Annotated in this window: 13 protein-coding genes; all 13 read left to right on the forward strand. The window is 48.7% G+C overall.

The annotated features are described in order from the left end of the window. Positions 1 to 1,258, forward strand: a 1,258-nt coding sequence (locus WBV27_RS03750; protein WP_424199541.1) for a S41 family peptidase, incomplete at its 5' end; no start/stop codon positions are given. Positions 1,259 to 1,413: 155 nt separating this feature from the next. Further along, a complete protein-coding gene (gene lepB / locus WBV27_RS03755) occupies positions 1,414 to 1,962 on the forward strand; it encodes a signal peptidase I (RefSeq protein WP_424199543.1) in 549 nt (182 codons plus the stop codon). Between the two features lie 33 nt (positions 1,963 to 1,995). After that, a complete protein-coding gene (gene lepB, locus WBV27_RS03760; RefSeq protein ID WP_424199545.1) occupies positions 1,996 to 2,658 on the forward strand; it encodes a signal peptidase I in 663 nt (220 codons plus the stop codon). Between the two features lie 85 nt (positions 2,659 to 2,743). After that, the gene (gene ylqF, locus WBV27_RS03765) at positions 2,744 to 3,622 is read left to right on the forward strand and encodes a ribosome biogenesis GTPase YlqF (RefSeq protein ID WP_424199547.1); all 879 of its coding nucleotides are present in this window, start codon (positions 2,744 to 2,746) and stop codon (positions 3,620 to 3,622) included. Beyond that, positions 3,619 to 4,395: a ribonuclease HII gene (locus tag WBV27_RS03770; RefSeq protein WP_424199549.1), complete on the forward strand. Its 777-nt coding sequence runs from the start codon at positions 3,619 to 3,621 to the stop codon at positions 4,393 to 4,395. The genes ylqF and WBV27_RS03770 overlap by 4 nt, the downstream gene beginning before the upstream one ends. Before the next feature lie 107 nt (positions 4,396 to 4,502). Then, a complete protein-coding gene (dprA, locus tag WBV27_RS03775) occupies positions 4,503 to 5,411 on the forward strand; it encodes a DNA-processing protein DprA (RefSeq protein ID WP_424199551.1) in 909 nt (302 codons plus the stop codon). A gap of 115 nt (positions 5,412 to 5,526) precedes the next feature. Continuing rightward, the gene (topA, locus tag WBV27_RS03780) at positions 5,527 to 7,596 is read left to right on the forward strand and encodes a type I DNA topoisomerase (RefSeq protein ID WP_424199553.1); all 2,070 of its coding nucleotides are present in this window, start codon (positions 5,527 to 5,529) and stop codon (positions 7,594 to 7,596) included. A gap of 17 nt (positions 7,597 to 7,613) precedes the next feature. Continuing rightward, on the forward strand, positions 7,614 to 8,924 hold the full coding sequence (gene trmFO / locus WBV27_RS03785) for a methylenetetrahydrofolate--tRNA-(uracil(54)-C(5))-methyltransferase (FADH(2)-oxidizing) TrmFO (protein ID WP_424199555.1): 1,311 nt from the start codon (positions 7,614 to 7,616) through the stop codon (positions 8,922 to 8,924). A gap of 71 nt (positions 8,925 to 8,995) precedes the next feature. Continuing rightward, the gene (gene xerC / locus WBV27_RS03790) at positions 8,996 to 9,922 is read left to right on the forward strand and encodes a tyrosine recombinase XerC (protein WP_424199557.1); all 927 of its coding nucleotides are present in this window, start codon (positions 8,996 to 8,998) and stop codon (positions 9,920 to 9,922) included. Between the two features lie 3 nt (positions 9,923 to 9,925). Beyond that, on the forward strand, positions 9,926 to 10,450 hold the full coding sequence (hslV, locus tag WBV27_RS03795; RefSeq protein WP_068560731.1) for an HslVU peptidase proteolytic subunit: 525 nt from the start codon (positions 9,926 to 9,928) through the stop codon (positions 10,448 to 10,450). Between the two features lie 16 nt (positions 10,451 to 10,466). Then, a complete protein-coding gene (hslU, locus tag WBV27_RS03800; protein WP_424199560.1) occupies positions 10,467 to 11,873 on the forward strand; it encodes an ATP-dependent protease ATPase subunit HslU in 1,407 nt (468 codons plus the stop codon). Between the two features lie 72 nt (positions 11,874 to 11,945). Beyond that, positions 11,946 to 12,764, forward strand: a complete 819-nt coding sequence (gene codY / locus WBV27_RS03805) for a GTP-sensing pleiotropic transcriptional regulator CodY (RefSeq protein ID WP_424199562.1) — start codon at positions 11,946 to 11,948, stop codon at positions 12,762 to 12,764. A 36-nt stretch (positions 12,765 to 12,800) separates the two neighbouring features. Then, positions 12,801 to 13,673 (forward strand): aldose 1-epimerase family protein, encoded by an 873-nt coding sequence (locus WBV27_RS03810; RefSeq protein WP_424199564.1) that lies wholly within the window; start codon positions 12,801 to 12,803, stop codon positions 13,671 to 13,673. Positions 13,674 to 13,714 lie beyond the last annotated feature (41 nt).

Below are 13,714 nucleotides of genomic sequence, written 5' to 3' on the forward strand. Positions count from 1 at the left end.
GCTGCTCAACAACTATGTCGAAGGTGTTGATGAAGAAGAACTGATCGAGGGCGCCTTGAGCGGCATGGTGGAAGCAGTCGGTGATCCCTACAGTCAATATTTGAACACAGAAGCGAGCGATAACTTGGATGAGACGATCTCTGCCTCATTCGAAGGCATCGGAGCTGAAATCATGTCCTTGAACCAGCAGATCGTCATTGTATCGCCGATCAAAGGCTCGCCTGCCGAAAAAGCGGGGCTTTTGCCGAATGACATCATCCTCAGTGCGGATGGTCAGGCATTGCAGGGACTGACAGCTAGTGAAGCAGTCGCTCTGATCCGGGGCGAAAAGGGCAGTGAAGTGATTCTGGAAATCGTGCGCGGTGATCAGACTTTCAAAGTGAACATCATCAGAGATACGATTCCGATCGAAACGGTGACCTTTGAGCTCGATGAAGAACATCCGGAAATCGGCATCGTCCATGTCTCTAGTTTCTCCACACCGACCTATGACGATATCGTCAGTGCTGTAACGGATCTGCGCACACAGGGAGTCACATCCTTTGTGTTTGATTTCAGGCAGAATCCAGGCGGCTTATTGGACCAAGCTTTGAAAATCAGCAATATGTTCCTTAACGACGGAGACGTCATCATGCAGACGCAAGAAAAAGATGCCGATCCGAATAAAATCGTGGCCAGTGCTAGCGAGTTCGGAGATTTCAAGATAACCGAACCAACCGTGCTGCTTGTCGATGAAGGAAGCGCCAGCGCTTCGGAAATCGTTGCGGGGGCACTGCAGGAATCTTCAGAGATACCATTGGTCGGGACAACGACCTTCGGCAAAGGGACTGTGCAAACAGTGTATCCCTTGACCGAAAGCAGCGAATTGAAATTAACTGTTGCGAAGTGGTTGACGCCGAACGGCAACTGGATCCATGAAAAAGGGATCGCAGTCGACTACGAAGTCGCACTTCCGGAATACGCTACATTGACGATCATCGATTCCACAGCAACCTATGAAGAAGGAACTGTCTCGGAAGAGGTCAAGAATGTCGAAGCGATGCTGAATGCCATCGGCTACGCAGTCGAGGCGGACGGTTATTACGATGAAGACACTGCCGAGCAGGTAGCGTCATTCCAAGCTGCAAACGAGCTGGAAACAACCGGTATCGTAACGGGCGACACGGCATTGGCGATAGTTGAACAATTGCGGGAAGTCCTTACGGAGAACGACACACAGTACGATAAGGCTGTGGAAATATTGATGGGGAACGAATAATCCGAAAGGTTTGGCGGCTTTCACGAAGTGCCAAACCTTTTTGCTGTTGTTTGGAATATACGCCTTTGGACCGGTTGCGATTCTTTTTATGCGTAAAATGTGCTAAACTATGATTGTTGTTTTAGCACATACTATAACCAAAAAGGTTGATACCCATGAAAGTAGATAAAAAGATGCAGGATGGTCTCTGGGATTGGATGAAGGCGATCACCTTTGCCTTGTTGTTGGTGATCATCATCCGTTTTTTTGTATTCATTCCGCTGAAAGTGGAAGGCGACTCCATGAGCCCTACGCTGGCACAGGGAAACTATCTCTTATATGAGACGTTTTCGGAAATTGACCGCTTTGATATCATCATCTTCAGCAATGAAGAAGGGCAAACGCTCATTAAACGGGTCATCGGATTGCCGGGCGATTCTATTTCTTACAGCGAGGATCAACTGTACCTGAATGGCGAGCTTGTTGAAGAGTCATTTCTGGGGACAGAGAAGCAGCAGGGGATGGATGTTTTCACTTCGGATTTTGATTTGCTGTCCTTGACAGGAATGGAGACGGTCCCGGAAGGCAGCTATTTTGTGTTGGGGGACAACAGAGTGCGCAGCAGGGACAGCCGGATATTCGGCTTTGTCGCGCAGGCTGATATAGCCGGAAAAGCGGCGATGGTGTACTATCCGCTTGGGGATTTTGGTTTTATTGAAAATTAACTAACAGCTGGATTTATAAGAAAGGGTGATTCGATGTCATTTGGCAATAAAGATCATGACGACCAAGACTCTGGTTTTGTTTCAAGAAACGAAAGATTCGGGGTCGATCAAAAGAAAGAAATCCAACCAGAAAACCGAGGCAGTTTTTTGCGGGAAGCGCTGAACCTGATCCTTTCGGTGGCAATCGCATTTGTGCTGTTCATTGTCATCCGGACTTATCTGTTTTATCCGTTCCAGGTTGTCGGCGATTCGATGGTGCCGACTTTGGAGACCGGAGACCGGCTGATCCTGAATAAATTGGCTGATATCGATCGTTTTGATATCGTGGTGTTCCCTGCTCCTGACGGTACCGATGAAGAATATGTGAAGCGCATCATCGGGCTGCCAGGGGACGAAATCACTTATTTCCAGGATGAGCTGCACATCAACGGCGAAAAAGTCGAGGAGCACTATCTGGAGGCGCTGAGAGAAGCTTCTGATCAGGCTTTGACTGGGGATTTCACGCTCTTCAGCCTGACAGGGGAAGCAACTGTCCCAGAAGATATGTATTTCGTTCTGGGGGATAACCGTAGCGTTTCCAAAGATAGTCGTGTTTTCGGGTTCATCCCGGCAGCACAGATTGAGGGAACAGCTGATTTAAGGTTGTGGCCGCTGAACAAAATAGGCATCATTGATGATAATGGGGCAGAAGAATAAAGGGACAACCGCACACAAGTGTATTTGCACTTGTGTTTTGTCTTGAATGGAAGCAAAGGATTCACTCAGAAAAGGAAGTGTCAATATGTTAATACAATGGTTTCCAGGCCACATGGCAAAAGCGAAACGTGAAGCGTTGGAAAAATTAAAACTGGTCGATTTGGTGATTGAGTTGCTGGATGCGCGCCTCCCGGTATCAAGCAGGAACCCTTTGATCGATGACATCATCGGAAACAAACCAAGACTGATTGTCCTTAACAAGGCCGATCTTGCAGATAAGGCAGCCACAAAAGAATGGGTCGAATACTTCAAACAGGATAAGAAAGCGCAGCGCGCCGTTTCGATGTCGACGCTGAACAATAAAGATGTAGAGAACATCAAAAAAGAACTGAAAGAGATGATGGCCCACAAAACGCAGGCGATGATCAATAAAGGCGTCAAACCCCGTGCTATCCGTTTGATGATACTTGGTATCCCGAACGTCGGGAAATCAACTTTGATCAATAAGCTGATGCAGAAAAACCGCGCGCAGACCGGCAATCGCCCCGGCGTAACCAAAGGGCAACAATGGTTGAAAATCGGCGGCGATTTCGAGTTGCTGGACACGCCAGGGATACTTTGGCCTAAGTTCGAGGACCAGCTGATCGGGCAAAAACTTGCCCTGACCGGAGCGATCAAGGATACCGTTTTCCATAAGGATGACGTCGCATTATTCGCATTGCGTTATTTTATGCAGCATTATCCGGGCAGATTGCAGGCATTTTACAAGGTGGACGAAAAAGACTTTGAAGGTGCTGTTCCGGACCTGTTGATGGAATTGACCACAAAACTGCGCTTTGGTGAGGATTACAGCCGAGCCAGCGAAAAAATCATTTTTGACATCCGCGGCGGCAAACTGGGATCGTATACGCTGGACCAGGTGCCCGTCAAAATAGCGGAGGTTGAAGAGGGCTTAGCGGAATGAACAAACCAGTGAGCATCGCTGCCATCAAGGAGCAATTGCAGGAGATCCAATCGTTGGAAGATCAACGTTGGGAAACAATCCGAGCCGACTCCCGCAAAGGCGTCCAAGCTGCAGTCAAATCGTGGGAGCGGAATTATCAACTCGACCTTGCCTTAAAAGAGCGGCAAATGAAGATGATGATCTTCGAAGAAGAGCTGAAGTCGAAAGGCCGTCTCGCCATCGCAGGGATCGATGAAGTCGGCAGAGGCCCCTTAGCCGGCCCTGTGGTCGCTGCAGCCGTGATTCTGCCGACAGACATCCCGTTCCTTCCTGTCAACGATTCGAAACAACTCTCAGCAAAAAAAAGGGAGCAACTTTACGATCAGATCATGGCCATTGCCGACGTCGGGATCGGCTTGATTTCGCCAGAAACGATCGACGCCGTAAATATTTATCAAGCCACGAAACTGGCGATGATGCAGGCAATCGCCAATCTGAAGCAGGAACCGGACAGTCTGCTGATCGATGCCATGAAGCTGCCGTTGCCTGTTGAACAGCAATCGATCATCAAGGGCGATGCCAAATCCGTCTCGATCGCTGCCGCCAGCATTGTCGCGAAAGTCTACCGAGACCGCCTGATGTCCGAATATGCCTTGCAATATCCGCACTACGGATTCGAGAAGAACGCCGGCTATGGCACCCAACTGCATCTATCCGGCTTGGAAACTCATGGCATCACGCCCATCCACCGGAAGACGTTTGATCCGATCAAAAGCATGCTGAGAGGGCAATGAAGATTCCCGGATGGCATGCGCTATTTCATCAAAATTAAGCAATATAAAAAGCAGAATCCGACTCCTTTCGTATTATCTTAACAGATGGTACGCAAAGGAGTTTTTTTATGGAAATGAACCGCGAGGATCTGACGGTCCGGGATAAATTGATTTATCATGCAATGACCGGCGTTTGCACGCCGAATTTTATGAAGCATTTGTACCTGTCCTGGACGAGGGATCCGTTCTATTCAATAGAAGAGATCGTAAACAGTTATGTGCCGATGAGCAATGAAACCAAGCAGCAGAAGTTGAAGATGGCGCTGGAGACGGCATACAGCAAAATGCCTTTTGAAGAGCTGAATGAGTTGTATCGGATCAAGGATATCCAAATTTTGACAATCCTGGACAACAGCTATCCGGAAGGTTGGCTGAACAGCTATCTTCCGCCTGTCGTGGTGTTCTGTGCGGGGAATATCCGTTTATTGGAGCAGCCTTGTTTGAGCGTCGTAGGCAGCCGCAGTCCGACCGCCTACGGAAAGGCGGTATTGAATGAAATGATCCCTTCACTGGTTGCGGAAGGCGTTACGCTCGTAAGCGGGCTCGCCAAAGGGATCGATCAAATGGTCCATTCCTGTTCGATCGCAAACGGCGGAGCCACAATCGGCATCATCGGGACAGGGATGGATGTCAGCTATCCTAGGGAAAATGCCTCCCTTCAGCGGCAAATGATGGCAGAGCAGCTCGTCATCAGTGAATATCCTTTAGGCTCAAAACCGGAACGTTTCCATTTCCCGATGCGCAATCGCCTGATTGCCAACCTTTCGCTTGCCACTTTGGTGATCGAGGCTACGGAAAATAGCGGCAGCCTCATAACCGCGAATTTGGCGCTGCAGGAAAACAGGGATGTTTATGCGGTTCCCGGAAATATTACCAGCCGGCTCAGTGTCGGCACCAATCAACTGATAAAGGCCGGCGCAGCTTGCGTTTTGAATGCGACTGACGTGCTGGAAGAAATGAAAATGCAGTGGAACTGATGCGCCCGCGAAATAACTTCCATTTGACAAACACCTAGTTTATGGCATAAGATGGGAAACGATTTAAATGACAGAAATATACATACAAAATATTTCGTTGAGAGGAGTCGTTTCTTTGGCTTATAAATATTTAGTCATCGTGGAATCACCTACCAAAGCCAAGACGATAGAAAAGTATCTTGGCAGAAACTATAAAGTGGTAGCAAGCAAAGGCCACTTGCGCGATTTACCAAAAAGCCGGATGGCAATCGATTTCGAAAATGACTATCAGCCGGATTATATTTCCATACGCGGTAAAGGCGACCTGATTAAAGAATTGAAAAAATATGGCCATAAGGCTGAAAAAATTTACCTGGCTTCCGACCCGGATAGAGAAGGGGAAGCCATCTCGTGGCACCTCGCTCACTTATTGGGCTTGGACCCAGCTGACAATATCCGCGTCGTTTATAATGAAGTGACCAAAGATGCAGTTAAAGAAGCACTGAAAAATCCAAGACCGATCAATATGGACCTTGTTTCAGCCCAGCAGGCACGAAGAATACTGGATCGCCTGGTCGGATACTCCATTTCACCAATACTATGGAAGAAAGTCAAAAAGGGTTTGAGTGCCGGACGGGTACAATCCGTTGCTTTGAAACTGATCGTCAACCGCGAAGAGGAGATTGCCGGGTTCGAACCTGTCGAGTCTTGGACGATTGATGGCACTTTCCTGAAGGACAAACATGTTTTTCAGGCAGCCTTTTATGGCTTGGACGGGAAAAAGCTGAAGCTGAAGACCAAAGAGGAAGCGGATGCGGTCTTCGAGAAGATCACTTCCAATGTTTTTGAGATTTCCGACGTAACGAAGAAACAGCAAAAACGCAACCCTGCTCAGCCGTTCACGACTTCCAGTCTCCAACAGGAAGCCGCCAACAAACTAAATTTCCGTACGCGGAAAACGATGATGATCGCGCAGGAACTCTATGAAGGGATTCCACTCGGTAAGGAAGGCTCCGTAGGTTTGATCACCTATATGCGAACGGATTCGACACGTGTTTCCGCCGGTTCGATAGAGGAAGCGCACGAATACATCACGGGCACATACGGTCCGGAATATGCCATCGAAAAACAGCGCGAGAACAAAAAGGCCCCATCGGCACAGGATGCGCATGAAGCGATCCGTCCTTCCAGCGTTTTGAGAGTGCCAAGCGAAATCGAAGCCTTCTTGACGAAGGACCAGTTCAAACTGTACCAATTGATCTGGGCGCGCTTTTTGGCGAGTCAGATGACACCGGCAATCTTCGATACGATGAAAGTCGATCTCAAGCACGAGGACGTCATGTTCCGGGCAACAGGTTCCAAAGAGAACTTTGCCGGTTACCGCAAAGTCTATGTAGAAGGCACCGCCAAAGAAAAAGACAACCTTCTGCCAGAAATGGCTGTCGGCGATACTGTGTTCTCGAAGGACATTGAACCGAATCAGCATTTCTCACAACCGCCGGCCCGCTATTCGGAAGCGACGCTCATCAAGGCTCTGGAGGAGAACGGTGTCGGAAGACCTTCGACCTATGCTCCTACGATTGAAACGATTCAAAAGCGCTATTACGTGAAAGTGACGGCAAAACGTTTCGAGCCAACCGAATTGGGTACAATCGTCAATGGCCTGATCTCCACCTATTTCCCGGATATCGTGAACATTTCCTTCACTGCCGGAATGGAGCAGGATCTTGACAGTGTCGAAGAGGGCAAGATGGAATGGGTCAAAGTAGTCGACCGTTTTTACAAACCATTCGCCGAAGAGCTGGCGAAAGCGGAAGTCGAGATCGAAAAGATCGAGATCAAGGATGAACCGGCCGGATTCGATTGCGAATTATGCGGACATCCGATGGTCATCAAAATCGGCAGATTCGGAAAGTTCTATGCGTGCAGCAATTTCCCGGAATGCCGGAACACGAAAGCAATCGTGAAGAAGATCAACGTGACGTGCCCTGTTTGCCACAAAGGCGAGGTCATCGAACGGAAATCCAAGAAAAACCGTATATTCTATGGCTGCGATCGATACCCAGAGTGCGAATTCATCTCATGGGACAAACCGATCGGCCGCGATTGCCCGAAATGTCAGCATTATCTTGTTGAGAAGAAGGTCAAAGGCGGCATCCAAGTGAAATGCAGTCATTGTGAATACGAGGAAGATGTACAGAAATAACGTTATGGAGGCATACTATGACAAATAAAACAGTTACTGTAATCGGAGCCGGCTTGGCCGGAAGCGAGGCAGCTTTTCAAATAGCGGAGCAGGGCATCCACGTCGATCTCTATGAGATGAGACCCAAAAAGATGACGCCTGCCCACCATACCTCAGGTTTTGCGGAATTGGTCTGCACCAATTCACTAAGGGGTAACCAAGTCACGAACGCCGCGGGGTTGATAAAGGAAGAAATGCGTCATCTGAATTCCCTGATCATCAAAGCGGCAGATGCGACCGCTCTGCCGGCGGGTGGCGCACTGGCTGTCGATCGCGAAAATTTTTCAGCCTATGTGACGAAAACATTGGAAGACCATCCCAATATCACGATCCATCTGGATGAGCTGACAGCATTGCCGGAAGGGATCACGGTGGTAGCCACAGGCCCTTTGACTTCGGAACCATTAAGCCAATCGATCCAAAGTTTCATCGAAACGGAAGGACTTTACTTCTATGATGCAGCCGCACCGGTGCTGGAAAAAGACAGCATCAATATGGAAAAGGTATACTTGAAGTCGCGTTACGACAACGGCGAAGCCGCCTACCTGAACTGTCCGATGACTAAAGCGGAATTCGAATCTTTCTATCGCGAACTGATCGCTGCTGAAGTGGCCCCCTTGAAGGAATTCGAGGAGGAAAAATACTTCGATGGCTGCATGCCTTTCGAAGTGATGGCCTCAAAAGGCGAAAAAACGCTGTTGTTCGGTCCGATGAAACCGGTCGGGCTGGAAGATCCGAAGACCGGCAAGATCCCTTACGCCGTTGTTCAGCTCCGTCAGGACAATGCTGCCGGCTCCTTATACAACATCGTCGGTTTCCAGACTCACCTGAAGTGGGGAGAGCAGAAGCGGATCCTGCAGATGATCCCGGGATTGGAAAATGCTGAAATCGTGCGTTACGGGGTTATGCACCGAAACACGTTCCTTAATTCTCCAAAAATTCTGCGCTCCACCTATCAGAGCCAAAAACGCGACGATCTGTTCTTCGCTGGCCAGATGACCGGCGTGGAAGGCTATGTCGAGAGTGCCGCCAGCGGCCTGTTGGCTGGCCTCAATGCCGCCAGAATGGCGAACGGACATGAATGTGTCGTCTTCCCGAAAGAGACGATGATCGGTGCCATGTCGCACTACATAACGAACACGGACAGCAAGCATTTCCAACCGATGAACGCCAACTTCGGCATCATCGAACCGTTGGGCGGCAAGAAGATCCGTGATAAACAGCTCAAAAACCAAATGATAGCCGATAAAGCTTTGGCTGCCCTGGACGAATTCGTGCAAACGATTTAAGTTCGTCAGCTTACATTGAAATCTCTCCAACATTGTGATAAATTTAGTCATAAGATGTTGGAGGGATTTTTTTGTCTAATCAAGAATTAATCGATCGATTCATAAACTATTTGGCAATTGAACGGCGCTATTCCGACGAAACGGTCAAAGCCTATCTGTTTGACCTGAAAAAATTCGAATCCTTTCTCGAAGAAAGTGGAACCAGCGACTTGATGACGGTACAATTGTACGATGTCCGCCTGTATCTGAGTTTTTTGGATGAACAAAAACTGAGCCGAAACACCATTTCGCGCACGTTGTCGAGCTTGAGGGGGTTCTATCATTTCCTGATCCGCAACGACCTTCTTGATGAAAACCCTTTATCGTATATCTCTTTCAAGAAAAAACAGCTGCGTCTGCCCCAGTACCTGTACGAAGAAGAATTGGAAAAACTCTTGCGTGCTGCCGAAGGGACCGAAATACTGGACTATCGGAACCGGGCGTTGGTGGAACTGTTGTATGCGACCGGAATCCGCGTCAGCGAATGCAAGAACATCAAGCTGCAGGATATTTCCTTCGACCTGGGCGTCATTCTGATTTTCGGAAAAGGAAATAAAGAGCGCTATGTGCCTTTCGGGCATTATGCTGCCGCAGCCATCCAGGAGTATCTGGAAATGACCCGGTCGGAATTGATGACAAAGCATCAACGCAGCCATGACCATATCTTTGTGAATCGCTTGGGCGATCCGCTTACGGCAGGCGGCATTGAATACATACTGAAACAGATCATGAAAAAAACGGGTTTGACCGGGACATTGCATCCGCATATGCTGCGGCATACCTTTGCGACCGATATGCTGAATAACGGAGCGGATATGCGGACAGTTCAGGAGCTTCTGGGACATGCCAGCCTGTCATCCACTCAAATCTATACACACGTAACGAAAGACGCCCTGCAACGGAATTACAACCAATTCCATCCGCGGGCGAAACGGGACAGCAAGAAACAGGGGGAATAACATATGACAACAATCTGTGCAGTGCAGCATAACGGACGTTCGGCCATGGCTGGAGACGGCCAGGTGACGATGGGCGAATCCGTCATCATGAAAGGGACCGCAAAAAAAATCAGACGCATCTATCATGATGAAGTCATCGTCGGCTTCGCTGGCGGTGTAGCGGACGCCTTCACCCTTGAAGATAAATTTGAAGAGAAACTGAATCAATACAAAGGCAACCTGCTGCGCGCCTCCATCGAGGTTGCAAAGGAATGGCGCGGCGATCGTGCCCTTCAGAAGCTTGAGGCTTTGCTGATCGTCATGAACAAGGAGCAGATGCTGCTTGTTTCCGGGAGCGGGGAAGTCATCGAACCGGATGATGGGATCCTTACGATCGGCTCAGGCGGGAATTATGCCTTGGCAGCCGCAAGGGCCCTGAAAAGAAGGGGCTCCGATCTTTCCGCAAAGGAAATCGCCTACGAAAGTCTCAAGATTGCCTCAGAAATCTGCGTATTTACTAACGACAACATTATTGTTGAAGAATTTTAGATAGGTGGCTACTATAATGAAGGAACAGCACAACAGAACACCCAGAGAAATCGTCAAGGAGCTCGACCGCTATATCATCGGCCAGGATGCAGCCAAAAAAGCGATCGCTGTCGCTTTGCGGAACCGCTACCGGAGACAACAACTGGACGCTGACATGCAAAAAGAAGTGACGCCGAAAAATATCCTGATGATCGGCCCGACCGGAGTAGGCAAGACGGAGCTGGCAAGACGCTTGGCCTTCTTGGTCGAGGCACCCTTCGTCAAGGTCGAGGCAACCAAATTCACCGAAGTCGGCTACGTCGGCCGCGACGTCGAATCGATGGTCCGCGATTTGGTGGAGAACGCCATCCAGATCGTCGAAAAACAAAAACGCGGCGATGTGTATGCCAAAGCTTTTGAAGCGGCTTTGCAACGCCTGGCCAAAGTCATGAAGCCGGGCATCAAAAAAGTCAAGCCCAAACAGGAAGGCATGAATGACTGGCAAAATATGTTCAAAAACCTGGGAATGCCTCTGCCGGAAAATCAGGAAGAGGAAACCGAAGAAGTGACAGCCGAAATCGCCCAGAGCAGAGCGGAAATCATCGAGCAATTGCGCAAAGGGTTGCTGAATAAACGTGAAGTCTCCATAAAAGTGGAGGAAAAACAAGCCAATCCATTAGGCGGCGGAAACAACGAACAAATGATGATGCTGCAGTCGGCATTTGAATCCATGACGCCGAAAAAGAAAATCCAGCGGACACTTTTGGTCGAAGATGCTATTGAGGTGCTTGTACAGGAAGAAACCGACAAATTGGTCAACAAAGATGATATTTCGCAGGAGGCTTTGAAGCTGGCCGAAATCAACGGCATCATCTTCATCGATGAAATCGACAAAATCACTTCCAAATCACAAAACACAGGCGAAGTTTCGCGCGAAGGTGTGCAACGGGATATTCTTCCGATCGTCGAAGGCAGCCAAGTTTCCACCAAGTATGGAGCTATCCAAACAGACCATATCCTCTTCATAGCGTCAGGCGCGTTCCACGTTTCCAAGCCAAGCGATCTGATCCCGGAACTGCAAGGGCGTTTCCCGATCCGGGTGGAATTGAACGACCTCACGGAAGATGATTTCGTCCGCATCCTTACCGAGCCGAATAATGCGATGTTGAAGCAATACATCGCGCTGTTGGCAACGGAGGACGTCAACATCACCTTCACCCAGGAAGCCATCCGGAAAATGGCCGTCATCGCGACAGAAGTCAACCAGGAAACCGATAATATCGGTGCCAGAAGGTTGCACACGATCATGGAGAAATTGCTGGAGGATCTGTTGTTTGAAGCCTCCGAAATTCCTGGGACAGATATCACGATAACGGAACATTATGTGGATGAAAAACTTGAGAAAATTGTAGAAAACAAAGATTTAAGAAGATATATCCTTTAAGCATAAAAAAATCCCCTTTAGGTTGGATGAACCTTGCGGATATTTTCTGATGGATGATCGTAGGGGGGAAACATGGACGAATTATTAGAAAAGTTGAGAAGAATCAACTACATGCTGCAAAAAGAAGGGGGCTTCGTTGCTGTCAGCGATGAGGCGACGGCCTTGCCCTTTACGGAAATGGCGAGCGTGCTCGGCGACATACTACGCGCCAACACGTATCTGATCGATCTGTCCGGCAATTTACTGGGTTACAGCGAGGCTACAGATATCAACAATGCCCGCATCAAACAAATGCTGGAGGATAAGAAATTTCCGGAGCAGTATGCCCACAATCTGTCTGCGTTGTTTCAGACGACCGCGAACATCGGTATCGAATCCGATTTTACGGCCTTTCCGATCGAGAGTCGGGACCTGTTCATTACGGGTGTCACAACGATCGTTCCGATTTTTGCTTCCGGCAAGCGCTTAGGGAGCTTGGTATTGGCGCGTTTGTTTCCCGTTTTTGACAGCAGCGATCTGATCCTTGCTGAACATGGTGCCACCGTTATCGGCATCGAGTTGTTGCATGCCATCAATTTGCGCATGCAAGAGGCAACGCGCGTGACCACACTGATCCAGATCGCCATAAAATCGCTGTCTTTCAGCGAAATGGAGGCGGTCAAAGCGATTTTTGAGACTTTTCCATCCTTGGAGGAACGCATCACCGCATCAAAAATTGCGGCAGAAAAAAATATAACGCGTTCCGTCATTGTGAATGCCTTAAGAAAACTGGAATCAGCCGGTATTCTCGAGACGAGGTCGCTCGGTATGAAGGGAACCTTCATCAGAGTCGGCTCTGCAGAATTGCTTGATGCTTTAAAAAGGGCTTTGTATCCAAAAAATGATCAGTAAGCAAAATGGTGTAAAGCCAAACTAGGGGGAAATGTCATGGAGTTTGTAATCGAAAACCAGCACCTTACGGTAACCGTAAAAGATAAAGGTGCAGAAATCACCAGTGTAATCGCGAAGAAAACCGGCATCGAATATATTTGGCAGGCTGATGAAAAAGTTTGGAACAGGCATGCGCCGATCCTGTTTCCTTTCGTGGGACGCCTGAAGGACGATAGCTTCCGCCATAACGATAAAACTTACACAATGGGACAACACGGATTTGCGCGCGATTCGAAATTTTCGGTGCATGAGCGTTTGTCAGACAGCATTACCTTCATCCTTGCGCCGAATGGTGATTTCAAAGATGTTTATCCATTTTTGTTTGAACTGCAGCTGACTTATCAATTGTTCGAGAGTCAATTGTCGATCAGCTACAAAGTGAAGAATCTGGATACCAACAAGATGTATTTCTCGATCGGCGGACATCCAGGCTTCAATGTGCCGTTGATGGAAGGGGAAACATTCGAAGATTACTACATCAAAATGACTCCGGAAACATCCCGCGAGCGCTTGTTCCTGGATGGGCCATACCTCGCTGCAGAAAAGACGGTTGAGGTGGAACAAAACAGATTTCCATTACAAAGGGATCTCTTCCTGAACGATGCCATCATTTTCAAAACGCCGGAACCGACAACCGTGACGCTGGCTTCCGATAAAAGCGAGCATGGGGTCACGATGTCCTATGAAGATTTCGAATACTTGGGCATCTGGACGAAGCCTCAGGAAGACGCCACTTATGTTTGTTTGGAACCTTGGTGCGGACTTGCTGACCGGTCTGATTCGGATGGCCAGCTGGAACGGAAGACAGCGATCCAATCGCTTGAACCCGGGAATAAACGTTATTATGTCCATCGGATCGATTTCTTTTAATTCAGTCGTCAGCTAGGCTAGGCAGCATTTGTCTTTGGGCC

Origin of the sequence: Trichococcus sp., from assembly GCF_049589555.1 — a bacterium.
Lineage (GTDB): Bacteria > Bacillota > Bacilli > Lactobacillales > Aerococcaceae > Trichococcus.

Bases quoted from the DNA above. Each gene is read 5' to 3' on its own strand.
- hslU (WP_424199560.1), top strand. From the start codon at position 10,467: ATGAAGGAACAGCACAACAGAACACCCAGAGAAATCGTCAAGGAGCTC.
- lepB (WP_424199543.1), top strand. From the start codon at position 1,414: ATGAAAGTAGATAAAAAGATGCAGGATGGTCTCTGGGATTGGATGAAG.
- trmFO (WP_424199555.1), top strand. From the start codon at position 7,614: ATGACAAATAAAACAGTTACTGTAATCGGAGCCGGCTTGGCCGGAAGC.
- codY (WP_424199562.1), top strand. From the start codon at position 11,946: ATGGACGAATTATTAGAAAAGTTGAGAAGAATCAACTACATGCTGCAA.
- hslV (WP_068560731.1), top strand. From the start codon at position 9,926: ATGACAACAATCTGTGCAGTGCAGCATAACGGACGTTCGGCCATGGCT.
- lepB (WP_424199545.1), top strand. From the start codon at position 1,996: ATGTCATTTGGCAATAAAGATCATGACGACCAAGACTCTGGTTTTGTT.
- WBV27_RS03810 (WP_424199564.1), top strand. From the start codon at position 12,801: ATGGAGTTTGTAATCGAAAACCAGCACCTTACGGTAACCGTAAAAGAT.
- WBV27_RS03770 (WP_424199549.1), top strand. From the start codon at position 3,619: ATGAACAAACCAGTGAGCATCGCTGCCATCAAGGAGCAATTGCAGGAG.
- ylqF (WP_424199547.1), top strand. From the start codon at position 2,744: ATGTTAATACAATGGTTTCCAGGCCACATGGCAAAAGCGAAACGTGAA.
- dprA (WP_424199551.1), top strand. From the start codon at position 4,503: ATGGAAATGAACCGCGAGGATCTGACGGTCCGGGATAAATTGATTTAT.